The organism is Hyphomonadaceae bacterium ML37, assembly GCA_027627685.1.
Lineage (GTDB): Bacteria > Pseudomonadota > Alphaproteobacteria > Caulobacterales > Maricaulaceae > Oceanicaulis.
The window spans coordinates 1,627,384-1,649,488 of record CP091241.1 but is presented as its reverse complement, the minus strand read 5'-3'; the positions used below and the strand labels follow the sequence as shown (position 1 = coordinate 1,649,488).

22 protein-coding genes and 1 tRNA gene are annotated in these 22,105 nt (G+C 65.8%); 8 read left to right on the top strand and 15 right to left on the bottom strand.

Annotated elements, in window-relative coordinates; translation table 11 throughout:
- The first annotated feature begins 275 nt into the window (after window positions 1-275).
- From L2D01_08090 to L2D01_08075, 4 genes are all read left to right on the top strand, one after another.
- Entirely contained in the window at window positions 276-2,279 is a 2,004-nt protein-coding gene (locus L2D01_08090) for a prolyl oligopeptidase family serine peptidase (GenBank protein ID WBQ08861.1), read from the top strand.
- Window positions 2,280-2,430: 151 nt separating this feature from the next.
- Window positions 2,431-2,521: transfer RNA gene (locus tag L2D01_08085), tRNA-Ser, on the top strand.
- Between the two features lie 202 nt (window positions 2,522-2,723).
- On the top strand, window positions 2,724-2,981 hold the full coding sequence (locus tag L2D01_08080) for a hypothetical protein (protein WBQ08860.1): 258 nt from the start codon (window positions 2,724-2,726) through the stop codon (window positions 2,979-2,981).
- Between the two features lie 4 nt (window positions 2,982-2,985).
- A complete protein-coding gene (locus L2D01_08075) occupies window positions 2,986-3,297 on the top strand; it encodes a type II toxin-antitoxin system RelE/ParE family toxin (protein ID WBQ08859.1) in 312 nt (103 codons plus the stop codon).
- A gap of 118 nt (window positions 3,298-3,415) precedes the next feature.
- Here L2D01_08075 and L2D01_08070 read toward each other — a convergent pair whose 3' ends face one another.
- A complete protein-coding gene (locus tag L2D01_08070; GenBank protein ID WBQ08858.1) occupies window positions 3,416-4,711 on the bottom strand; it encodes an APC family permease in 1,296 nt (431 codons plus the stop codon).
- An 80-nt stretch (window positions 4,712-4,791) separates the two neighbouring features.
- Window positions 4,792-5,043, bottom strand: a complete 252-nt coding sequence (locus tag L2D01_08065) for a GlsB/YeaQ/YmgE family stress response membrane protein (GenBank protein WBQ08857.1) — start codon at window positions 5,041-5,043, stop codon at window positions 4,792-4,794.
- A gap of 415 nt (window positions 5,044-5,458) precedes the next feature.
- Between L2D01_08065 and L2D01_08060 the strand changes: the two genes are divergently transcribed.
- Complete coding sequence (locus L2D01_08060; protein WBQ08856.1) at window positions 5,459-5,842, top strand: hypothetical protein; 384 nt, start codon at window positions 5,459-5,461, stop codon at window positions 5,840-5,842.
- A 66-nt stretch (window positions 5,843-5,908) separates the two neighbouring features.
- On the opposite strand, the gene L2D01_08055 is transcribed toward L2D01_08060, so the two are convergent.
- The 9 genes from L2D01_08055 to L2D01_08015 all read right to left on the bottom strand — a co-directional run bounded on the left by L2D01_08055 (window position 5,909) and on the right by L2D01_08015 (window position 13,590).
- Window positions 5,909-7,210, bottom strand: coding sequence for a hypothetical protein (locus tag L2D01_08055; GenBank protein ID WBQ08855.1), 1,302 nt, complete (start codon window positions 7,208-7,210; stop codon window positions 5,909-5,911).
- A 63-nt stretch (window positions 7,211-7,273) separates the two neighbouring features.
- A complete protein-coding gene (gene hisIE, locus L2D01_08050; protein WBQ08854.1) occupies window positions 7,274-7,879 on the bottom strand; it encodes a bifunctional phosphoribosyl-AMP cyclohydrolase/phosphoribosyl-ATP diphosphatase HisIE in 606 nt (201 codons plus the stop codon).
- Window positions 7,876-8,643 carry an imidazole glycerol phosphate synthase subunit HisF gene (gene hisF / locus L2D01_08045; GenBank protein ID WBQ08853.1) on the bottom strand — a complete coding sequence of 256 codons (768 nt, stop codon included), beginning with the start codon at window positions 8,641-8,643 and terminating at the stop codon, window positions 7,876-7,878. Before hisF ends, hisIE begins: the two co-directional genes overlap by 4 nt.
- On the bottom strand, window positions 8,637-9,359 hold the full coding sequence (locus L2D01_08040; protein ID WBQ08852.1) for a 1-(5-phosphoribosyl)-5-[(5-phosphoribosylamino)methylideneamino] imidazole-4-carboxamide isomerase: 723 nt from the start codon (window positions 9,357-9,359) through the stop codon (window positions 8,637-8,639). Before L2D01_08040 ends, hisF begins: the two co-directional genes overlap by 7 nt.
- Window positions 9,356-9,952 carry an imidazole glycerol phosphate synthase subunit HisH gene (gene hisH / locus L2D01_08035; protein WBQ08851.1) on the bottom strand — a complete coding sequence of 199 codons (597 nt, stop codon included), beginning with the start codon at window positions 9,950-9,952 and terminating at the stop codon, window positions 9,356-9,358. Before hisH ends, L2D01_08040 begins: the two co-directional genes overlap by 4 nt.
- Window positions 9,953-10,540 carry an imidazoleglycerol-phosphate dehydratase HisB gene (hisB, locus tag L2D01_08030; protein WBQ11629.1) on the bottom strand — a complete coding sequence of 196 codons (588 nt, stop codon included), beginning with the start codon at window positions 10,538-10,540 and terminating at the stop codon, window positions 9,953-9,955.
- Between the two features lie 551 nt (window positions 10,541-11,091).
- Window positions 11,092-12,390: a histidinol dehydrogenase gene (hisD, locus tag L2D01_08025; protein WBQ08850.1), complete on the bottom strand. Its 1,299-nt coding sequence runs from the start codon at window positions 12,388-12,390 to the stop codon at window positions 11,092-11,094.
- 1 nt (window position 12,391) lies between these two features.
- Window positions 12,392-13,276, bottom strand: a complete 885-nt coding sequence (gene hisG, locus L2D01_08020; protein WBQ08849.1) for an ATP phosphoribosyltransferase — start codon at window positions 13,274-13,276, stop codon at window positions 12,392-12,394.
- Window positions 13,273-13,590 (bottom strand): YerC/YecD family TrpR-related protein, encoded by a 318-nt coding sequence (locus tag L2D01_08015; GenBank protein ID WBQ08848.1) that lies wholly within the window; start codon window positions 13,588-13,590, stop codon window positions 13,273-13,275. The genes hisG and L2D01_08015 overlap by 4 nt, the downstream gene beginning before the upstream one ends.
- A 140-nt stretch (window positions 13,591-13,730) precedes the next feature.
- Between L2D01_08015 and L2D01_08010 the strand changes: the two genes are divergently transcribed.
- Together L2D01_08010 and L2D01_08005 are read left to right on the top strand one after the other, a co-directional pair.
- Window positions 13,731-13,919 carry a hypothetical protein gene (locus L2D01_08010; GenBank protein WBQ08847.1) on the top strand — a complete coding sequence of 63 codons (189 nt, stop codon included), beginning with the start codon at window positions 13,731-13,733 and terminating at the stop codon, window positions 13,917-13,919.
- 78 nt (window positions 13,920-13,997) lie between these two features.
- Window positions 13,998-14,504 (top strand): EAL domain-containing protein, encoded by a 507-nt coding sequence (locus L2D01_08005; protein WBQ11628.1) that lies wholly within the window; start codon window positions 13,998-14,000, stop codon window positions 14,502-14,504.
- Here L2D01_08005 and L2D01_08000 read toward each other — a convergent pair.
- The 3 genes from L2D01_08000 to L2D01_07990 are packed head-to-tail and all read right to left on the bottom strand — an operon-like array spanning window position 14,501 to window position 19,250.
- Window positions 14,501-15,673, bottom strand: a complete 1,173-nt coding sequence (locus L2D01_08000) for an osmoprotectant NAGGN system M42 family peptidase (protein ID WBQ08846.1) — start codon at window positions 15,671-15,673, stop codon at window positions 14,501-14,503. The two genes, L2D01_08005 and L2D01_08000, sit on opposite strands and share 4 nt — an antisense overlap.
- A gap of 12 nt (window positions 15,674-15,685) precedes the next feature.
- Window positions 15,686-17,455, bottom strand: a complete 1,770-nt coding sequence (gene ngg, locus L2D01_07995; GenBank protein WBQ08845.1) for an N-acetylglutaminylglutamine synthetase — start codon at window positions 17,453-17,455, stop codon at window positions 15,686-15,688.
- A gap of 19 nt (window positions 17,456-17,474) precedes the next feature.
- Window positions 17,475-19,250 (bottom strand): N-acetylglutaminylglutamine amidotransferase, encoded by a 1,776-nt coding sequence (locus L2D01_07990; protein WBQ08844.1) that lies wholly within the window; start codon window positions 19,248-19,250, stop codon window positions 17,475-17,477.
- Window positions 19,251-19,516: 266 nt separating this feature from the next.
- On the opposite strand from L2D01_07990, the gene L2D01_07985 reads away from it, so the two are divergent.
- Window positions 19,517-20,062 carry a DJ-1/PfpI family protein gene (locus L2D01_07985; protein ID WBQ08843.1) on the top strand — a complete coding sequence of 182 codons (546 nt, stop codon included), beginning with the start codon at window positions 19,517-19,519 and terminating at the stop codon, window positions 20,060-20,062.
- A 98-nt stretch (window positions 20,063-20,160) separates the two neighbouring features.
- Here L2D01_07985 and L2D01_07980 read toward each other — a convergent pair whose 3' ends face one another.
- A complete protein-coding gene (locus tag L2D01_07980; GenBank protein ID WBQ08842.1) occupies window positions 20,161-21,993 on the bottom strand; it encodes an MFS transporter in 1,833 nt (610 codons plus the stop codon).
- Between the last annotated feature and the right edge of the window lie 112 nt (window positions 21,994-22,105).

Here is a 22,105-nt window from a genome sequence, read left to right as displayed (position 1 = left end):
GACGCGGCGCGGAGCGCGCCGTCCCGGCCTTAAATCTTCGTCATTGTATGGAAATATTCGGGCCAAACACGGTGCGCCGGCTGCAGGCGCAAACCGGCTCGCCCGATTGGAGATTCGCGCACGCGCCCATGTCCGGACCTTTATTAAAACCAGAGTGCGGCGCGGCCGCCTTTCCATTCTGTAACTGGCGAATCCGGGGGCCGCAGGGAATGCACTTCCGCCTTGCCGCGCTGCATCATCAGGCGGCAAACGCCTTATTGGGGAGACTACAGGACATGAAACATCTATTCGCCGCCGCGGCAGCGTGCGGCCTGCTGGCGGCCGCCGCCGGCGCCCAGCCCATCAGTGTCGAGGACATCGCCCGCGTCCCGAACATCCAGTCCGCCTCGCTCAGCGCTGACGGCAGCACGCTCGCCGCCATCATCGCCGCGCCCGGCAGCAATAACGAAGACACGGCGCTGGCGACCTGGGATCTTGATGCGCCCGAGACCGGCCCGATCATCACGCCCAGCGGCGACCGGATGAAATTCATCGCCGCCTTCGCGCTGAAGGCCGAGCGCGTGCTGGTCTTCGGACGGCAGGAATTTACCGGCGCGCTTGAAGGCTGCGGCGAAGGCCGCACCACGGGCACGACCCGCACCTTCCTGTTCCGCCCCTACCTGACCGATGTGAGCCATTCGCGATTTGACGAGGCGTTCGCCGGCTCCTCCCGGCGCCTCGGCGTCAGCCCGCAGGTCCAGCGCTGCCTTGAAATTGCAGGCTCGGCGTCCTTGCTGAGCACCCTTCCGCTGGATCCCGAAAACGTGCTGATCCAGCGAATCAACTCGCTCACGCTGGCGGCCGACATCTATCGCTACAATTTGCGCACCGGCGCGACCGAGCTGACGCTGCGCACGTCCGGCGGCGCGTCGCCCGGCCTGTTCAACCCGCGCACCGGCGCGCCGATGACCCAGGTTCAGTTCCAGGGCATTGACGGCGGCGACTATGAACAGCGCATCCTGATCGCCGACCCGCAAACCGGCGCGTTCGAGATCCATGACGCGCTGACCACACGCATCTCCGACCGGTATAACGTCAACATCACAGGCTATGACGAGGCCAGCGGCCGGTTCTACGTCACCACCGACCTGTTTTCCGATCTGGCGGCGATCTACTGGTATGACCCAGTCGCGCGGCAGTTCAGTGACGAGCCGATCCTGGCGCATCCCGACTTCAGCGCTCTGGGGGTGGTGCTCGGAACCCGCCCCGGCGACTTCAACCAGCTGCTCGGCTTCGCCTATTCGGGACCGCGCAACGAGATTTTTTGGATCGATCCGGAAATGCGGGCCATCCAGGAAGGGCTTGAAGCCGCGTTCCCCGGTCAGCACGTGACCATCGAAGACTACAATGATGGCCGCACCCGCGTCCTGTTCACCACCGAAAGCGCACAGCATGCGCCCGCCTATCACCTCCTGCACGAGCGCAGCCGGGTGCAGACGCTGGGCGTGTCGCGCCCGTGGATCAGCCCGGAACAGTTGGGCGAGCAGCGCTTTGTCAGCTACACCGCCCGCGACGGGCTGGAGATTCCGGCGATCCTTGACCTGCCGCCGGGCTGGACCGAGGGCGACGCCCCCCTGCCCGCCATCGTCATGCCCCATGGCGGACCCTGGGTGCGCGACTATACCGGCTGGGACACGTCGGGCTGGACGCAGTTCCTGACCTCGCGCGGCTATGCCGTGCTGCGCCCGAACTTCCGCGGCTCCACCGGTCATGGCCGGGCGCTCTGGCTGGCCGGTGACGCCCAGTGGGGCCTGACCATGCAGGACGACAAGGATGACGGCATGGCCTGGCTGGTCGAGCAGGGCATCGCCGACGCGGACCGTCTCGCCATCTTCGGCTATTCCTATGGCGGGTTCGCCGCCGCCGCCGCCGTGGTGCGCGACGATGCGCCCTATCAATGCGCCATCGCCGGGGCGCCGGTGACCAATCTCGCCCGGCTGGGCAATACCTGGAGCGAGAACCGCATCCAGCGCCTGCGCCAGGGCCAGACCGTGACCGGGCTTGATCCGGCGCGCAACACCAGCGACGCCCGCCTGCCGGTTCTGGTGTTCCACGGCGACCGGGACGTGCGCGTGCCGCTGTTCCACGGAACGGACTTCTACAACGCCGTGCGTGGCCAGGTGGAAGCGCGCATGGTGGTCATCCCCGACATGCCCCACCAGATGCCGTGGTATCCCTCGCATTACCGGGTGATGATGCCCGAGATCGAGCAATTCCTCTCCGGTCCCTGCGGCATGTAAACGCGCTGCGCCGCGGCATGCGGGTCCGGATCAAACCGGGCCCGCATGCCCGGCCACAGGCGCCGGGTCAGCAAGCCCCTGAATGCAAACTGCAGCCGCGTGCGCACGCGCGGCTTGATCGCGCTTCACAAAGGCGGCTAAACCGGTCAGTGGAGACGTGGCCGAGTGGTCGAAGGCGCTCCCCTGCTAAGGGAGTATACCTCAAAAGGGTATCGTGGGTTCGAATCCCATCGTCTCCGCCACTTTTTGGCATTAAGATATTGATTTATATTTGATAGTTTAAGTCCCTCCCACTGATTCAATCCCTTCGCCTGTGACAGCCCGGGCATCCCGGGACACTGGTTTACCAAGCACGGCTCGCGACCGCGGAGCGCCGCGATCCGCCAAGCTTGCTGGCGTATTCAATTTTAATTATCTTGATTACAAGCTTGCAGGAAAGCGCGCATGATGTCCCGCACCACCACCATGACGGTCCGCGTAAGCGGCGCGCTCAGCGAATTCGTCGCCAGCAATGTCGGCGAAGACGGCGCTTACGAGAACGTCAGCGAATACATCCGCGACCTGATCCGCCGCGACAAGGAGCGCGCAGATCGCGCGGCTTTTGATCGTCTGAAGGCCGAACTGAACCAAGCCTTCGCTGCGTCCGAGGACAGCTACACGCCCCTGACGGCCGCCGAGGTGATCGCCCGCAACCGGACCTGATCCTGTGGCCGTCCGCATCCAGGAGGCGGCCTCGATCCGCCTAGACGAGATTTACCGCTACACCCGCAAGCGGTGGGGCGAGGCGCAGGCCGATCGCTACATCACCGGGCTGTTCGCCGCCTTCGAGCAGATTGAGACGCGTGGCGTCATATCGAGGCCCGTGCCGGCCGAGTTCGCGGTGGAGGGGTATGTTTTTCGCTACGAGCGCCATTTCGTGTACTGGCGCCGGCTTGGCAATGGCGATATCGGCATCGTCACCATCCTGCACGCGCGCATTCATCAGATGGCGTGGTTCAAGGACGACGATCTCTCATAAGCCATTGAAACCCGTGTTATCGGCCAGGACCGGCCGGGGTGCGCGTGGTGGAGATGGCTGGCAGGGCCTCCCCTCTACGACACCCACAATGCCAGGGCATTCACGACCGTCTCCGCCTTCAGACCCCGCGCCGGTTGATCATTTGCATCGCCAGATACAGCACCGCGCCCGCCAACAGGAATGCGCCCGTGATCGCCATGGAGCGCAGGGGCACTTGGCTTAACAGCACCAGCGAGCCCAGCACCGCCAGCACGGGAATCGTCCAGCCCAGCGGCAGGCGCATGGGGCGGTCGGTCTCCGCCGGGATCGCCCTCACGCGCGGCATGGCCAGGATGCAGCCGACATAGATGATCACGCGCACGAACGCGCTCATCGCCGCCAGCGCAAAGAAATCCCCGACAATCGCCAGAATGGCCGCCAGCACGGCGAAGAAGGCGATGGAGTTGACCGGGACATGGGTGCGCGGGTCGACCTTGCCGAACCAGTGCGGCAGCGTCTTTTCCAGCGCCAGCGCATAGGTCAGGCGCGGCGTGGTCACCACCGTGCCGGTGGCGTTGCCGCCCACCGAGACGATGACGCCCAGCGTGATGAAAAGCGCGCCTGCGGGGCCGAACAGGATCGACCCGGCATCCACCAGGGCGCGCTGGGAATTGGCGAGATCGGGCACCACCGCCACGCACACGATCTGGATCACCACATAGAGCAAGGCCACCACGGCCAGTGCGCCGAACAGGCCCAGCGGCATGGCCCGGCCCGGCTCGCGCGTCTCGCCCGCCGGGATCACGGCGGATTCCCAGCCCACAAAGGCGTAGATGACCAGCAGGATCGCCGCGCTCCATTGCGCGCTCTCAGGGAAGCCCAGCGAGTTGTCCGGAAAGAGCGACGGGTTGATGTGGAACAGGCCCACCATCGCAATGGCCAGCAGCGGCAGGAATTTGAGAATGGTCAGCAGGCCCATGGCGCGCATGGCCGGTCTGGCGCCCGCCATATTTATTCCCGCCAGCACGGCGATGATGGCGAGGATGGTGAGGATGCGCAAAGGCCCGTCGCTCAGCGCCGGCACGAAGAAGGCGATGGACGCCACCATCAGGTTCACATTGGCGGCGAACGCCGTGATGCGGGTGGCGTAGACGGCGAGACCCGTTTCGAACCCGGCGAACTTGCCAAACGCCGTGCGCATGTAGAGCACCGGCCCGCCTGTGGAATTGAACCGGCTGGCGAGCTCGGCATAGCAGGCCACGATCAGACCCAGCAGAATGGCGCAAACCACATAGACCAGCGGGCTCCACGCCCCCATCAGCGCCGCTGCGCCGCCGGGCACGGCGAAAATCCCCGCCCCGATCATGCCGTTCACGGCCAGGAGCCAGATGCCCCGGGCCGTGATCTGGCGCTCCAGCTGTTCTTCGCCCGCCATGCCCTCACCCCTCACATTGTCAGGGGCTCAGACTTGTCTGCTGCGCGGCGATAGGCAAGCCCGCCGGGCGAGGCGCGACTTCAGCGCCGGATGAGGCGCAGGAGCAATAGCAGGATGATCGCGCCGATGGTGGCGTGAATGATGGACCCGACAATACCGGCGCCGATGGAGACACCCAGTTGCGGCAGCAGCAGGCCGGCGAGCAGAGCGCCGACAATGCCCACCACGATATTGCCGATCAGGCCGAAGCCATAACCCTTCACGAGAACCCCGGCGAGCCAGCCGGCGATGGCGCCGACCAACAGGATGATAAGGAGACTTTCAAGCGTCATATCGGGTCCTTCCAAGGACTTTGACCCCGGACAATCGTCGGCCTGTCACCGGTCTGGAAGACGCGGCGGCAGGCGGCGCAAGCCCGGAAAGGCTGGCGGCGATTGAATGGAATGCAGGGTTTCGGATCCGGACCTTGGCGCATGTTTGCGCCTTCGGACGGATCGAAAGACTTTATAGCATGCTGAACAAGCTATTGATAGCGTCAATATAAAGGATGGCGCCGGAATGACTCGGAGCTGCTTGCTACCTTGATGCCTGAATGGTGCTGCGCGATTTGGCGCCGGAGGCATTGTCTTTCGGATACGGGCGTTTGCGCTCTGAAAAATACGAGCTTGCACAAGCGGCGCGGAGAATTCACGCTCAATTTTTGTTCCGGCGCACCCAGCTTGCGCCCCTTCAAGAAGGAGACGTCAGATGATCCGATCCTTGATCTTGACTGCAATGCTTGTGCTGTCAGGCCTCACCGGAGCCGCCCATGGCCAGCCCACGCCCACCCAGCCGGGCGCCCAGATCCAGGCCGTCCAGCCCCCGGCCCGCGCCATCACGCACCGCGTGTCCTTTGTGGCGCCCCGGCAGATATCCTGCGTGACCCCGTCGAACATCAATGCCGCCGCGCCCAGCTGTGCGCCGGAAGGGAGTGCCTACTGCCCGGCGCGGGTGGAGTGGCGCGTGCCAGGGCGGGCGCAGGTACAGACGTGTCCGGCGCGCTGCGAACTGGAGACGCCGCCCATGGGACGCTTCGCCGCGAGCAGCGAGCCGCGCTGTGAGTGCACCGTGGCGATGGCTGACTGCCGCTGAGCCCAATAGCCAGCGGCGCGAGCCGCGCGCCAGGAGGCGGCGGCTTTGAAGCATGACGCCGGGTGTTCAGCGCCCCTCTGGAGCAGACGGCGTGGACAACCCGGGCAACAGCTCTGCCGCCGGCGCGGGCGCAGGAAAAATCAGTAGGTCAAACGAAGCGATGAGGCGCTGCACGTGGGCGGACAGATGCGACCAGCGCCCGGGGCGCAAGCGCCAGGCGCGCAAGTCGAAGACTGTGGCGTCGTTCTGATCCAGATAGGGATAGATAAAGGACCAGCCCTCCATGTAGTCGCCCGCGTCGCACGGGACTGGAGGGCCAAGCGCCTGAGCGGCCTCCGCGCCCGGTCCACAAAGGACCAGCAGTGTCAGGGCCTCTTGCTCATTTGACAGAGCCAGCTCGGTCAAGAAACCGCCGATGCCCTGCACCTGGGTCAGGGGGGATGCACCGCGATGAGCGTGGCTTCCTCCAAGCCTGGCGACGACGCGCGGCAAGGGGTCTCCGGCTGCCTGGGCGGCGCGGTAATGCTGCAGGAAAAGGCGGCGCATCAGGCGTTCTCTGCGGTCATTGGACAGGTAAGGCTCGCCGCCCTGACCGATGAAAGGTGCATAGATTTCGCGGGACTCACGGACCGCCGATATGATTGACCGGAGCGCAGGCTGCTGGTCCAGAGCGGCCTCGAGACGGCTCAGCGCGCCGTCATCAGCTTGCGCAAGCCAGAACGGGTCGCCACGAGCCGCCGAGGCAAGCTCGCCAGCGATCTGGGACGCCTGCGAGCCGGACGCCGCCTGCGCGACGTGGGCGAGCAAGGCTGGCGCGGACCCCACAAATACCTGGTCTACGCCCCACAGAGACGGGGAAGCATCAGCGCCTGCGCTCGACACGATGGCGTCGGCCCAGGCCGCTTCCTCGCGCCAGGTGAAGAACGGCGCGGACAGCGCGCCGCCGCTGTCTTCAGCAAACTGCGCCCACCCGTCAATCCCGCCGAGGCGCAACTCTCGCTCCAGTGCCGACGCGGTCCACGGATCTGCTTCAACAACGGCGTATCTGAAGCCATCACGGCGCAGCTCCTGCCAGAGCGCCGTGGCAAAGTGGGCAATTCCGGCATTGCCGTGGGCCTCGCCGAAAACAACAAACTGAGACGGTCCGGCCAGGGTGCGGATCAGGTCCGCGCCCTCCCCATCCAGACCATCAAGCCCGATCTGCATGACGCTGCGCGAATGAACGATAAGCGCATCCAGAAGCGCCTCCTGCCCGGTATCCGCGGCCAAGGATGGCGGCGGGACCGGGTCGGAGGCGCTCGCCGATTCTGGTGCAGAGAAAAGCAGTATGAACACGGTGAGCGCGCACATGAGTGCAAAGCGGGTCATGACAGAAGCCCTCCAGCTGGTAGCTGGCTAAGCTGGCTCTTCAATATTCTATGCTGTCAAGGCTCAAGATTGAGCGTGCCGCGCCTTCAGTACATTGGCAGCGTCGCTCAGACTCAGCCCGCGCGCCTTTAGAAGCACCATCAGGTGGAAGATCAGATCTGCCGCCTCGCCCAGCAGCGCCTCGTCGCTTTCGCCGACGGCGGCGAGTGCGGTCTCTACGCCCTCCTCGCCGACTTTCTGGGCGATCCTGGCGATGCCTTTGGCCAGGAGCTTGGCGGTGTAGCTGGCCTCATCCGCCGCGCTGGCGCGCTGGTCGATGATCCGGCCGAGCTGGCCCAGAAAGGCGAGATCGGAACCTGGATCATCGCCCCAGCACGTGACTGTCCCGAGGTGGCAGGTCGGGCCGGCGGGCCGGGCCTGGACGAGGATGGCGTCGCGGTCACAGTCCAGCGCCAGCGAGACGAGATGCAGCATATCGCCGCTGGTTTCGCCCTTGGTCCAAAGGCGGTTTTTTGAACGCGACCAGAAGGTTACGAGGTCTGTTTCCTGCGTCGTGGCAAGACTGTCCGGATTCATATAGCCCAGCATCAGCACCGCGCCGGTATCAGCGTCCTGCACGATTGCGGGGGCGAGACCGCCACCCTTCTCCCAATCCACTTCAAGGCTCATGGCCGTATCTCCACGCCCTGGCTTGCGAGCCAGGCTTTCAGGTCTGGAATGGCGATCACGCCCCTGTGGAATACGCTGGCGGCCAAAGCGCCATCCACATGGGCCTGCGCAAACACAGCGGCGAAGTGTTCGCGCGCGCCTGCCCCGCCTGATGCGATCAGCGGCACGGGGCACAGCGCACGCGCCGCGGCGAGCTGGGCGATGTCATAGCCCTCGCGCACCCCGTCCTGATCCATGCAGTTCAAGACGATCTCGCCAGCTCCGCGATCCACCGCCTCATTGATCCAGTCCAGCGTGGCGCGGGTTTCCTGAACCGTCTTGTCCGGATCACCGGTATTGCGGTGGACCCGCCAGGTCCCGCCGATCTTGCGGCTGTCGATCCCGACCACCACGCACTGGCTGCCGAACTCGCGCGCCAGCTGGTCGATCAGGCCCGGATTTTCGAGGGCCGGCGAATTGACCGATATCTTGTCAGCCCCCGCGAACAGGCGCGCGCGCGCATCATCGACGCTGCGGATACCCCCGGCCACGCAGAAGGGAATATCAATCTCGCGCGCCACCCTCGACACCCATTCAGGTTCCACCGTGCGCGCCTGCGGGCTGGCGGCGATGTCGTAGAATACGAGCTCATCCGCGCCCTCCGCCGCGTAGCGCGCGGCCAGACCGGTGATATCGCCCACATCCTCGTGATCGCGGAAGCGGACGCCCTTGACCACGCGGCCATCCTTGACGTCGAGGCAGGGGATGATGCGCCGCGCTAGCATGCCAGCGCCTCTTCCAGCCTGAACCGGCCCTCGAACAGGGCGCGGCCCATGATGGCGCCGGAGAGCCCGGCGGCTTTGAGCGTGCGCACATCGTCCAGCGAGGACACGCCGCCCGAGGCCTGCCAGGCAATGTCGGGCCGGGCGGCGATGAGGTCTGTGTAGAGCGCGGTGTTGGGCCCTGACAGCATGCCGTCACGCGCCACATCGGTGACCAGGGCGTGGGCGAGCCCGGCGCGGCGATAGTCGGACAAAAGCTCGGCCAAGGTGCGCTCCGCGCGCTCGGTCCAGCCCTTCAGGGTGGGATACACCGCCCCGCTCTCCGTCTTCACGTCGAAGGCGGCGGCGATGCGCTCAGGCCCGAAGCGGGCGATCCAGCCGATGACGGTCTGGGGGTCGCTGACCGCAAGGCTGCCCACCACCACGCGCGAGGCGCCGGCGCCGAGCAGCGCCTCCACATCGTCCGCCGTGCGCACGCCGCCGCCGGTCTGGATGTGCAGGCCCGCCGACGCCGCGGCGGCGACCAGGCCGGTCTGGCGCCGGGCGCCGTCGCGGGCGCCGGACAGATCGACCAGGTGCAGCCAATCTGCGCCTGCGGCCTGCCAGGCGTTCGCGACAGCCAGCGGGTCGCCGCCATAATCGGTGACGGCATTGAAATCGCCCTTGGCCAGACGCACCACGCGGCCGTCCAGAACATCGATCGCGGGATAGAGGATCATGGGCGCGCCTCCAGAAAATTGCGCAAAATCTGCGCGCCGACCGCGCCGGAGCGTTCAGGGTGAAACTGGCAGCCGGCGATGTGGCCGCGCCGGGCGATGGCCGTGACCGGTCCGCCATAGCGGGTGCGCACACTCGTATGCGGCCCGTCCGGCACGTAGAACCCGTGAACGAAATAGGCATGGGAGCCCTCGGCCACACCCGCCATCAGCGGCTCGCCGCGCACAGTCTCCAGCGTGTTCCAGCCCATGTGGGGCCAGGGGCCGTCTGCGCCCGGATCCAGACGCACCACCCGGCCCGGGATCAGGCCCAGCCCCGCGCAATCGCTCTCTTCGGAGTATTCGAACAATAGCTGCATGCCGAGGCACACGCCCAGCACAGGCCGCGTCTCACGGCGCAGGGCCTCTGCCCAGCCTGACGCTTCAAGGCTCGCCATGGCAGGGCCTGCCGCCCCGACGCCGGGCAGGATCAGGCGCGTCGCGTCTGCGGCCTCGCCCGGTTCACGCGCGAGTACGGGTTCGATGCCCAGCCGCTCCAGGGCAAACCGCACAGAGGCGATATTCGCCGTGGACGTGTCGATGATGGCGAGCGTCATCTAGAGCACGCCTTTGGTGGACGGCAGGGCGTCGCCCTCGATCCGCGCCGCCATGCGCAGCGCCCGGCCAAAGGCCTTGAAACAGGATTCTATCATGTGGTGGGCATTGCCCCCGTCCACCGAGACATGGATCGCCGCCTTCATGGATTCAGCCAGCGAGCGGAAGGCGTGGGGGCACATCTCCACCGGGAAGTCCCCGACCCGCTCGCCCGGAATTACGCCGTCAAACCGGGCGAAGGGACGGCCTGACAGGTCGATCCATACGCCGGCGCGGGTCTCGTCCATGGGGGTTTCAAAGCCGAAGCGGGCAATGCCGCGCTTGTCGCCCAGCGCCTCGCGCAGCGCTTCGCCCAGCGCCAGGCACACATCCTCGATGGTGTGGTGAGCGTCCACCTCCACATCGCCTTCACAGGTAACATCCAGGCCGATGCCGCCATGGCGGGCGATCTGTTCGAGCATGTGATCGAAAAACTTCACGCCGGTATCCACACGCGCGCCCTCGCCGTCGAGATCGACGTTGAGCGCGATGTCGGTTTCCTTGGTGGTGCGGCGCACGCTGGCGCGCCGCCCGGACGCATTCGCCCCCAGATGCCGGGCCAGCGCGCGGGCCGTAGCGGCGTCGGGGACATACAGCACGCCGTCCGCGGCGCAGGTCAGCGCCAGCGATGCGGCTTTGGCCGGATCAATGCGCAAACCTCCCGGCGCAATCTCGCCGCCGGTCAGTGCGGCCAGATCCGCCAGTATCCGCCGTGTCTCCGCGCCATCGGCGCGCGCCGCCGTGCGCGCCGCCGGGCGCAGGGCGTCAAACCCGGCCTCGATCAGGGCCATAGGCGGCGCGGCCAGTGCCTGCGACAGTGCCGCCGCCAGCATCTCGTCCTTGAGGATCACGGCGGTCAGCGGCGCCTTGTCCGGACCCAGCTGGATCACGACTGGCGCGATCACCGCATCCTCGATCTGCGAAGCGTCGAGCCGCGGGGCTTGCGCCAGCGACGGGTCGGCGCGCAGGGCGTCCTGCGGCGACGCCGCCAGCACAATCGTGTCGGCTGGAACCGACAGAATGCCCGCCATCTGCACCTTCAGCGTCGCCTCAGCTTTGGCAGCTTTGTCACTGATGGAATTGGATAAATCGAGCCAACCGATCATGATGCGCGCTCCCGGCGGATGGCCATGGCGAGGCGGTGGGCGTCCAATCCTTCCAGCGCTGCGAGACGCTCCACGGTTGGCGCGATGGCTTGCGCGCCCGAGCGGTCAAGCTCGAGGACGGTGGTGGTTTTCTGGAACATCTCCACCGACACGCCGCCATAGGCGCGCGCCGCGCCGGAGGTGGGCAGGGCGTGATTGGGGCCGCCCGCATAGTCGCCCGCGGCTTCGGGCGTCCAGGGGCCGATGAAGATCGATCCCGCGTGGCGGACCTTTTCGGCGAGCGCGCGCGGTTCCCGCGTCTGCACAATCAGATGCTCGCTGGCATAGGCGTTGGCGACGTCCACCGCCTCGGCCTCATTTGAAACGATGATCGCGCGGGAGGCAGCCAAGGCGGCGCGGGCGGTGTCGGCGCGCGGCAGGCGCTCCAGCCAGCGGGCAATCGACGCCTCGACCCGATCCACAAAACCGCCTGACCAGGCCACCAGCATCACCTGCGCGAGGCGATCGTGCTCGGCCTGGCTCAACAGATCGATGGCCACGAAATCAGGATCGGCGTCATCATCGGCGACCACCATCACCTCACTGGGCCCGGCGGGCAGATCGGTCGCCGCGCCGCCAGCCGAATGGGCGAGCAGCGCCTTGGCTGCGGCCACGTAGGCATTGCCCGGCCCGAATATCTTGTCTGCCTTGGGAAGCCCCGCCAGCCCGTATCCCAGCGCGGCCACGCCGTGGGCGCCGCCGATGGCGTAGACTTCGTCGAGGCCCAGAAGCTGGGCGGCGGCCAGAATGGCGGGGTCCACCCCCTGCCCTTTGCGCGGCGGCGCGATGACGGCGGTCCGGGGCACACCTGCAATCTTCGCCGGGACCGCCAGCATGATCAGGGTGGAGACCAGCGGCGCAGTGCCGGCAGGCACATAGAGCCCCGCCACATCAATGGGCGTGGCGCGCCGCTCGGCGCGGGCCCCGGGCCAGGTCTCTACGCTGACGGGCCGGTAGCCCTGCGCCTCATGGAACACCCGCACGGCGCGCGCCGCGGCCAGAATGGCGTCCGCGTCCTCTTGCGGCAGCGCATTGGCGGCGGCTGCAAGCTCGCTCGCCGGCACGCGAAATCCTTCTGCGGGGGCCCACTGGTCGAAACGCTGCGCATAATCACGCACCGCCGCCTCGCCGCGCGTGCGCACGTCGTCGAGGATGGCGCGCGCGGTCCCCATGGCGTCAGAGCCCGCCGACGGGCGCTGCGTGAACCGCTCGCGCTCACCGGCGCTCATCGCGCTCCAGATCGATCTCAGCAACATGTCAGGCCATCATCTTTTCAATGGGCATCACCAGAATGGAGCGCGCGCCGGCGGCTTTGAGCTTCTCCAGCGTCGACCAGAACACCTCCTCGCGGCACACGGCATGGACGGCCACCAGATCATCGCGTCCGACCACCGGCGCAACGGTGGGCGATTCCGAACCGGGCAGCACGGCCCGCACCTCGTCCAGCCGGTCACGCGGCGCGTTGAGCAATATGTATTTGGTCTGGCGCGAGGCGATGACGCCCTTGAACCGTTCGATCAGCAGATTGGCGGTGTCATCGGCCGCCGCCGCGCGCGGGCGGGACCCGCGCACCAGCACCGCTTCGCTGTCCAGCACGGTTTCAAACGCGGTCAGTCCGTTGGCTTCCAGCGTCGCACCGGTGGAGACCAGATCGCAAATGGCGTCGGCCACGCCCATGCGCGGGGCCAGCTCCACGCTGCCGCCCATCTCCACAATGTCCACGGTGACCCCGCGGGCCTTGAGAAATTGCGCGGTCAGGCCGGGATAGCTGGTGGCGACGGTGCGCCCCTCCAGATCCTCGATCTTGGAGATTTCACCGGATTTCGGCGCCGCCAGCTTGAGCGAGCAGCGCGCAAAGCCCAGACGCAGCGCGACCTCGAGACCCTTCAGACGCGTGTGACGCGCCTGCGCCTCATACAGCACGTTCTCGCCCACAATCCCGTAATCGCACGCGCCCGAGGCGACGAAGTTCGGGATGTCATCATCGCGGATCAGCATGAGGTCCAGCGGCAGGTTTTCCGCCCGGCGCAGCAGCTCATCACGCCCATAGGCGAGCTTGACCCCGGCCTTGGCCAGCAGCTCGAACCCGCCCTCGGCCAGGCGGCCCTTTTTCTGCACGGCGAGTGTGAGGCGGTCGGTCATGCTTGGGTCTCCCGGGTCCGGTCCAGCACGAGCCGGTACCCCTGATGATCTTCCTGGGTCAGAAAACGCGCGACGCGGGTGACCGTCGTCGTGCTGACGCCGGTTTCGGCGCTGATATCGCGGTAGGATTTGGCGCCCTCATCCAGCATGCGCGCGACGCGCCAGCGCTCGGCCAGGGCCTGCATCTCGCCCGGCGTTGTGAGATCGCGCAGAAAGCGGCGCATTTCGGCTTCAGTGCGCAGCGTCAGCAGCGCGCGGCACAGCGCGCCGGCGTCGTCGGCTGTGTCCGTTCTGACATCGTCTGGCCGGTTCATCACGCAAGGCTCCGCATCCGCTCGAGGGCGTTCTAGCGTGACATCGTGATAACACAAGCGCGCAGCGCAGCTTGATCAGTTGATTAATCCTAACTTTACGCGAAACGGCAATATTCTTCGCAACTTACAAGGATATCGTCATGAAATGCTCCGCTTGCCGCGACGGCGTGACGGCCCCGTTCGAGTTCACCATGGCGTTTCAGCCCATCGTGAGCGTGTCGCAACGCAAGGCCTGGGCCTATGAGGCGCTGGTGCGCGGGCCTGAAGGCCAGGGCGCGCTGTGGGTGCTCGACCAAGTCACCGATGACAACAAATACGCGTTTGACTAGGCCTGCCGGGTCAAAGCCATTGAACTAGCGGCTGAGCTGTTCAACGCTCCCGATGGCCCGATCCTGTCCATCAACTTCCTGCCCAACGCGGTCTATGTCCCTGCGGCTTGCATCCGCACGACCATGGAAGCGGCTGACCGCACTGGCTTCGCCGCCGACCGGATCATGCTGGAATTCACCGAAGGCGAGCGCATCACCGATGTGGCGCACGTCAAGGCCATCATCACTGAATACAAGGCGCGCAATCTGATCACCGCCATTGATGACTTTGGCGCGGGCTTCTCCGGCCTCGGCCTGCTGGCCGATTTCCGGCCGGATGTGATCAAGCTCGACATGGGGCTGATCCGCGGCATTGACCAGGATTCCGGACGCCAGGCGATAGTCAGCGGGATTGTTTCGACCTGCAAATTGCTGGGCGTCAATGTCATCGCCGAAGGCATTGAAACCGTGCAGGAGATGCAGACCCTCGAAGGCTTCGGCATTGACCTGATGCAGGGCTATCTGTTCGCCCGCCCGGCCGTGCAGTCCGTGCCCGCAATCAACTGGCCGGTGGCAGTCACGGCCCGGACTGCGCTGCGCGCCTAGGGCTTCCCCGACGGCGTTTCCGGCGCTTCATCGCGGCCATCCCATTCGGCTTCATCGGCCGGCTCCATGGGCAGCTTGGTGAAGCCCGACAGATCGGAGAGCTCAAAGCTGTCGCGGCCGATCTCGACGCGGCTCAGCGCATAGGCCCGGATCAGGCGCGCCACCGAATGCAGGGCGTGGATGTGGATGCGCTCATAGCCGTGAGATGCATCGATCCCGAAGGTGACGAGCGCTGTGCGCACATCGGCCCCCGCCTCGATGGCGCTGGCGCTGTCTGAGCGGTAATAGCGGAACACGTCGCGCTGGTGCTCGATCCCTTCGTCCCGGCACAGGCGCAGCAATTTCTGGGTCAGGTGATAGTCAAACGGCCCGGTCTGGTCGGCCATGGAGATGGTCACGCCAAACTCGCGGCTGTTCTGTCCCGGCGCCGTGGTGCCGTTATCGATGGTCACCATGGACGCGATGTCCTGTGACAGGATGGAACTGGCGCCGTGGCCGATCTCCTCGGTGATGGTGAACAGGAAATATGTGTCCACCGCCAGCTTCTCATCACCTTCCACGATCGACTTGAGCGCCGCCAGCATCGCGGCCACACCGGCCTTGTCGTCCAGATGGCGAGAGACGATGAAGCCGTTATCGAGAAATTCCGGCTGCGGATCGATGGCGATGATGTCGCCGATATTGAAGCCCAGGGCTTCGAGGTCGGCCCGGTTGCTTGCCACAACATCAGGCCGCAGCTCCACATGGGTCCAGGCCACGGGCTGGGAATCAATCTCCTTGTTGAACGTATGCCCTGAGGCTTTCAGTGGCAGGATCGACCCGCGGAACGCGCCATGCTCGGCGGTGAAGACCGTGCAGCGCGCGCCTTCGGCAAACCGCGATGACCAGTGACCGATGGGCACGACCTCCATACGGCCATTATCCTTGATGGATTTGATCTGGGCGCCGAGCGTGTCGATATGGCCGACAATGGCGCGCGCCGGCTTGCGCCGTCCGCCCTGGATGCGGGCCCGGATCGCGCCGCGCCGCGTGATCTCATACGGCACGCCCAGCGCGTTGAGCTCCTCGCAGCACACCCGTGTGACCGCATCGGTATAGCCTGACGGGCTCGGCGTATCGAGCAGGCGGGCGAGGCATTCCTTGAGATAGGCGTCGTCGATGACAGGCATGAACAGGCGTCCTCAGGTCTTGCGCGGGGCCGATAGCGGAAACAACAGATCGATGAAGCGTTCAGCTGTCGGCTGGGGTTCGTGATTGGCCAGGCCCGGGCGCTCATTGGCTTCAATGAAGACATGGTCGGGCGCATCGGGCGCGGTGACGATGAAGTCCACGCCGACCACCGGAATCTCGATGGCGCGCGCCGCGGCCAGGGCGCTGCGCTCGATGGCGGGATGGAGCTTGTCGGTGACGTCGTGAAGCGCGCCCCCTGTGTGCAGATTGGCGGTGCGCCGTACGCGGATGACCTCGCCAGCCTTGGGAATATCGTCCAGCTGATAGCCGGCGCGCGCGACATTGCGCTCGGTTTCGGCGTCCAGCGGCACGGTGGATTCGCCCCCTGTAGCGGCGGCGCGGCGGCGCGACAGGCCCTCGATCAGCTGGCGGGCGGTCTTTACCCCATCACCGCGGATTTGAGGCGGCTTGCGCAAGGCGGCCGCCACCACCGCGTCATTGATCACCAGAACGCGCAAATCATCCCCGGCCACGCATTGCTCCACCAGCACCGCGCCGCCATGGGCGCGGGCGTCCTCGAACGCGGCCTTCAGGTCTTCGCGCGTTTCAATGCCAACCGACACGCCCCGCCCCTGTTCGCCGCGCGCTGGTTTCACCACGATGGAGCCGTGCTTTTGCAGAAAGGCTTCGGCCTCTGACAGATCATCCGTCTTGGGCGACAGGCTGAGCTGTTCGGGCGTCGGCACGCCGGCCTCGATCATCAGGCGCCGGGTTACGGATTTATCGTCGCAGCGGCTCATGGCGACGGCGTGGGTCAGTTCGCTCAGCGACTCCCGGCAGACCACCGAGCGTCCGCCATGGGTCAGCTTGAAGAACCCGCCCTCGGCGTCCAGCACGTCCACGCCAATGCCGCGGCGGCGGGCTTCATCCACAATGATGCGCGCATAGGGGTTCAGCCCCTGCTCGGGCGCAGGCGCGATGAAGAGCTTCTCATTGATGGTGTTCTTGCGCTTCAGCGTGAAATACGGCGCGCGCCGGAAGCCGAGCTTTTCATAGAGCGCAATGGCAGACTCATTGTCGTGCAGGACCGACAAATCCATGAACGCGCAGCCGCGCGCAAGGAACAGCTCGGCCAGGCGGCGCACCAGCGCTTCGCCAATGCCGGCATGGGGCGCGCGCGAATCCACCGCCAGGCACCATAGCGAGCTGCCATGCTCGGGATCGGCGAAGGCGCGTCCGTGATCGATGCCTGTGACGGCGCCCAGCACCTCACCCGTTTCAGTGTCTTCGGCGACCAGATAGGTCTGGCTGCGGCTGTCGCGCTGGCGCCAGAAAAAGTCCGGGTCCACCGCCACCATGCCGCGTCCCGCATAGATGACGTTCACGGCGCGCGCGTCGGCTTCGGAGCATAGCCGCCGCACGAAAAAGCCCTTCAGCTGGCGGCGCGAGGCGCGATAGGTGGATAGATCCAGCCGGAAGGTATGGGACGGGTCCAGGAAGACCTCCTGGGGTGCGGCCGCCATCGCCACATGGGGGTCGCGTATATACACGGCGATGTCGCGCTTGCCGCTCTGCTCCTCGCGCAGCGCTTTGATGACCGGTTCGGCGCCGTCAAAGGTCTGGGCGAAGATCAGGCGGCCCCAGCCGGCATCCACCACGGCGTCCCGGTCGGGCTGGCCGCGGTCCTGACCGCTGATCGGCTGCTTCAGGCCATGTTCGCGCATCCGCTTCAGCCGGTGGCTGAGCGCGCTGCGCGGCGTGTCGGCATTGCGTCCGGCCATGCGCCCTCCTTTGAGAGAGTCAGCCAAGATCGTGAGCCTCCAGCCACATCGCCAGCAAGCCGATCTGGTAGAGCTTGGAGGCGCGCAGCGGCGTGATATGGGCTTCCGGGTCCGCCAGCAGGGTATCGACATAGCCGCGCTGCACAATGCCGGCGTCTGAAAAGCGCTGCGACGTCACCGCGTCGCGCACTCGCTCCAGATAGGGCCCGCGCAGATATTTGAGCGCCGGCACCGGGAAATAGCCCTTGGGCCGGTCAATGACCTCGTGGGGGATCACATCACGCCCGACATCTTTCAGGATGCCCTTGCCGCCCTCGGCCGTCTTGAACTCGCCCGGCACCCGCGCGGCAGCTTCAACCACCTCATAGTCCAGAAAGGGCGTACGCGCTTCCAGGCCCCAGGCCATGGTCATGTTGTCGACCCGCTTGACCGGGTCATCGGTCAGCATGATCTGGGTATCGATGCGCAGCGCCTTGTCGATGGGCCGGTCCGCACCGGGACGGGCGAAATGCTCAGCGACGAAATCGCGCGGCGTGTCGCCGTTCAGCCAGCGGTCCTGCAGAAGGTTGCCCATCTCGGCGCGGTCCCGGTCGAAGAAGGCCTTGGCGTAGGTGTCCAGCGGATCATTGGTATCCAGCATGGGCGGGTACCAGTGATAGCCGGCGAAAATCTCGTCAGCGCCCTGCCCCGACTGCACCACTTTGACATGGCGCGAAACTTCCTGGCTGAGCAGGTAGAAGCCCACGCAGTCATGGCTGGTCATCGGCTCGCTCATGGCGGCGATGGCCTCTTCCAGCGCCGGCAGCGCGCGGTCGGTGTCGATGCGGATCTGGTGGTGGTCGGTCTCAAAGCGTTTGGCGATGATGTCGGAATACTGGAACTCGTCGCCCTTCTCCTCGCCCACGCTCTCAAATCCGATGGAGAAAGTGGACAGGCCGGTCTGGCCCGCTTCCGCCAGCAGCCCCACGATCAGCGAGCTGTCGAGCCCGCCCGAGAGCAACACGCCCACCGGCACATCGGCCACCAGGCGGCGCTTGACGGCAACGCGCAAGGAATCGGCAACCACCTCTTTCCAGTCGGCGCGGGTATAGCCGCGCTCGTCATCGCGCGGACCGAAGCTGACATCCCAGTACTGGCGCGTCGTGCGCCGCCCGTCCGGTTCGATGCGCATCAGGGTCGCGGGCGGCAGTTTGCGCACGCCGCGCACCATGGTCCAGGGCGCGGGCACCACGGCGTGGAAGCTGAAATAGAAGTTCAACGCGTCCGAATCGAGCGACCGGTCCACATCCTTGTAGGCCAGCAGCGCCTGCAGGGTGGAGGCAAAGCGTATCGCGCCGGGTGTCTCGGCGTAATAGAGCGGCTTGATCCCCAGCCGGTCGCGCCCGATCAGGACGCGGCCCGTGTCGCGCTCGGCGATCGCGAAGGCGAACATGCCGTTCATGCGGTGGACGAAGTCCTCACCCCAGGCGTGATAGGCCTTGACGATCACTTCGGTGTCGCCCGTGGAGAAGAAGCGATAGCCCTTGTCTTCCAGCTCGGCGCGCAGTTCGCGGTGATTATAGATGCAGCCGTTGAACACCACGGTCAGGCCGAGCTGGGAATCCACCAGCGGCTGCTGGGCCGCGTCGGTGAGGTCAATGATTTTCAGGCGCCGGTGGCCGAACGCGACATGCCCCTGCGCGTGCAGACCGGAAGCGTCCGGCCCGCGCCGGTCCATGGACGCGGTCGCGCGCTCAAGCGCCGCCAGATCCGGCTGCTGGTCATCAAATCGCACTTCACCGGCGATACCGCACATGCACGTCTTCCTTTCCCGGATTTTCCTGCCACGGGCCATACAAATGGCTTGTGAATTTCCGCAGCCCCTCAGGGCTTTGCGCGGGCTCTATGTCGTGAAATTCGAGCGGGATTGCAAGTTTTGCACGGCAATTGCGGGCGTTAACGCCGATTTTCGCCTGATATTACACTGCGCGATGTTGACGTTGCTCAGCTTCTTCCTACGTTCACCCTGTCACGACATTTGTCAAAGTTTGTGGAGCGCCATCAGAGGCGCCAGGAGGAAATGTGGCTTTTACTCGACCGTCCAACCGTCCCGACCGTATCGACCTTGCCCAGATTGGCGAGGCCGGAGACATCGCCGTACTGCTGGCTGACGGATTTGATGCGTCAGACCTGACCGAAGTGGCGACCGCCGCCGAGCGCGGCAGCTACCGCACCGTCATCGTCAGCCCGAACAAGTCGCTGGTGAGCGGACGGTCTGCGGCCAATGAGGAAATGAATTTCGTGGTGGACAGCCATCCCGGCGAACAGCCCGCCAGCGCCTATGCCGGACTGCTGGTTCCCGGCGGCGAACGCGGCATTGCGCGCCTGATCGAGGATCAGGAATCGCGCCTGTTCATCCAGGCTTTCCTGTCGGCGGGCAAGCCTGTGCTGGCGATGGGCGAAGCGGCCGCCTGGGTCACCGAAGCGGCAGGCAAGACGCCCAATGACAGCGGCGACGCCGTGCTGGCGCTGCGTGGCGATCTGTTCGCGGCCAGCGGTGAAGACGGGCGCACCGACGCCATCTCCACCTTCGTCAAGACGCTGAGCATGGTGGAAGCGGCGGCCTGACGCCGGTTCGACGCATCCAGACAGGAAGGGCGGCTGTGCACCCACAGCCGCCCTTTTTGCGTTTGATGTGCCGGCGCGGACGCCGGGCGGTGGGACCGCTACTTTTCCCAGTCGCGCACAATGGTGCGCGAGGCCACCAGGAACAGCACGCCGGCCACCGCGTAGAGCGAGGCGCCGACCATGATCGAATAGCGCAGCGCTTCCTGCTGGAAGACCGGCGTGAGCAGGGTGGAGATCTCGCCCAGCACATAAACGCCGACGCCGATGCCGAGCAGATTGTTGATCAGCAGGAACACCGCCGAGGCCATGGAGCGCATATTCGAAGGCGCCAGATGTTGGAACGCAGACAATGTCGGGCCAAGCCAGGCGAGGCCGAGACCTGTGGGGATGATGAAGATCAAGGCGCCGATCAACGGCGTCGGCGCGAGGGTTCCAGCCACATACATCGGGAAGGCCAGGAAGAAGGCGACCGCAGGCACGATCGCATACATTTTCTTGGAGCCCTTCCCCATCAGGTCCCCGAGCACGCCGCCCAGCAAGATGCCTAGCGTGCCGCCGACGAACAATATGCCGCCAAACAGCCAGCCGGTGGAGATGATGTCGAGCTGGAAACTGCGGGCGAAGAAGCTGGGCACCCAGAAAAACACGCCATATCCCATCATGGACGAACAGGACGCGCCGAGCACCAGAAGCCAGAAGGACCGCTTGGGGATCAGCACCGCCAGAACATCAGGAATGCCCGGGTTAGCGAGCTTGTACAGCCGCTCGAGATAGTCGGCCGGGACCGGTGACGGCCCGTGCGCATTGTCCGGCGCTGACGGCGCGGCCAGGAAACCGACCAGCGTCATGAACCCGGCCAGGCCGAGAAGAACCCCCGCCGGGGCCATGCCGGTGACGAACAGATACTGCCCCGCAGCCTGGACCGCGATCGGCACAACCAGCCATAGCGGCGACCGGCCGCAATCGTTCATGCGGCGCACTGCTGTCGCCAGCAGCAGGGCCGGCAGGCAGGCCGAAACGAGCAGCAAGATGAAGGGGAGCTGCGTGAACAGGTGGACGGTCGTGACGACCAGCTGTGCGAAGAACACAAACAGATACGGCCACCAGAAGATTGACCGCCGGGCGCGTCCGGAGAACGCCGCGATGGATCCGAGGGCCTGGGTGATCGAGGCCATGACGCCTGGCCGCATCGGCGCGCCCACGATCCGCGCGCCCATTTCGCCCGGCACGCCAACGCTCGCCGCCTCACCCGGCTCGGGCTGGAGCTTGGCCGCAGCGGCGCCGGCCTTGACGTCCAGCCCGCCGCGCTTGGGTTCGCGCATGGTGAGTTTGAAAATGGGCGCGATCAGCACGCCGGCCAGACCCACAATGATGAAGGCGGCGCGCCAGTCGAGATCCTCGCCAATGGCTCCGCCCGCAATTTGCGCCCCGGCCACCACGCCGAAGGCGCTGCCGATGGGAATGCCCAGCGAGTATATCGCCAGCGCGCGCGCACGGGCGTCCGGCGGAAAATAGTCTGCGATCAGGGAATAGGACGGGGCGACGCCGCCGGCCTCGCCCACCCCGACGCCGACCCGGGCGGCGAACAGCTGCCAGAAATTCTGAGCAAAGCCGCACACAGCCGTGAAGCCGCTCCAGACAGTAAGCGAAATCGTGATGATCCAGGTTCGATTGGACCGGTCGGCCAACCACGCGATGGGCACGCCCAGCGTGGAATAGAGCGCGGCAAACGCGATGCCGCCCAAAAGGCCGAGCTGGCGGTCATCCAGCCCCAAATCCTCGCGGATCGGAATCGCCAGGATCGAGATGATCTGCCGGTCCAGGAAATTGAACGCGTAAACGATGAAGAGCATGAACAGGACCCACGCGCGATAGCGCGTCGTGGGCGGCGCGGGCTCGGCGGCCCCCGGAGACTGGCTGGCGGTGGTCATGTCGCTCCCCATGGTCTGTCTTTTTGGCGCTCCAGGGCGCAGGCGTCATGATGGAACCGAAGTATCCGTCACTGCAAAGAAAAAGCGCCGCTGGCCCGGTTCCGGGCGCAGC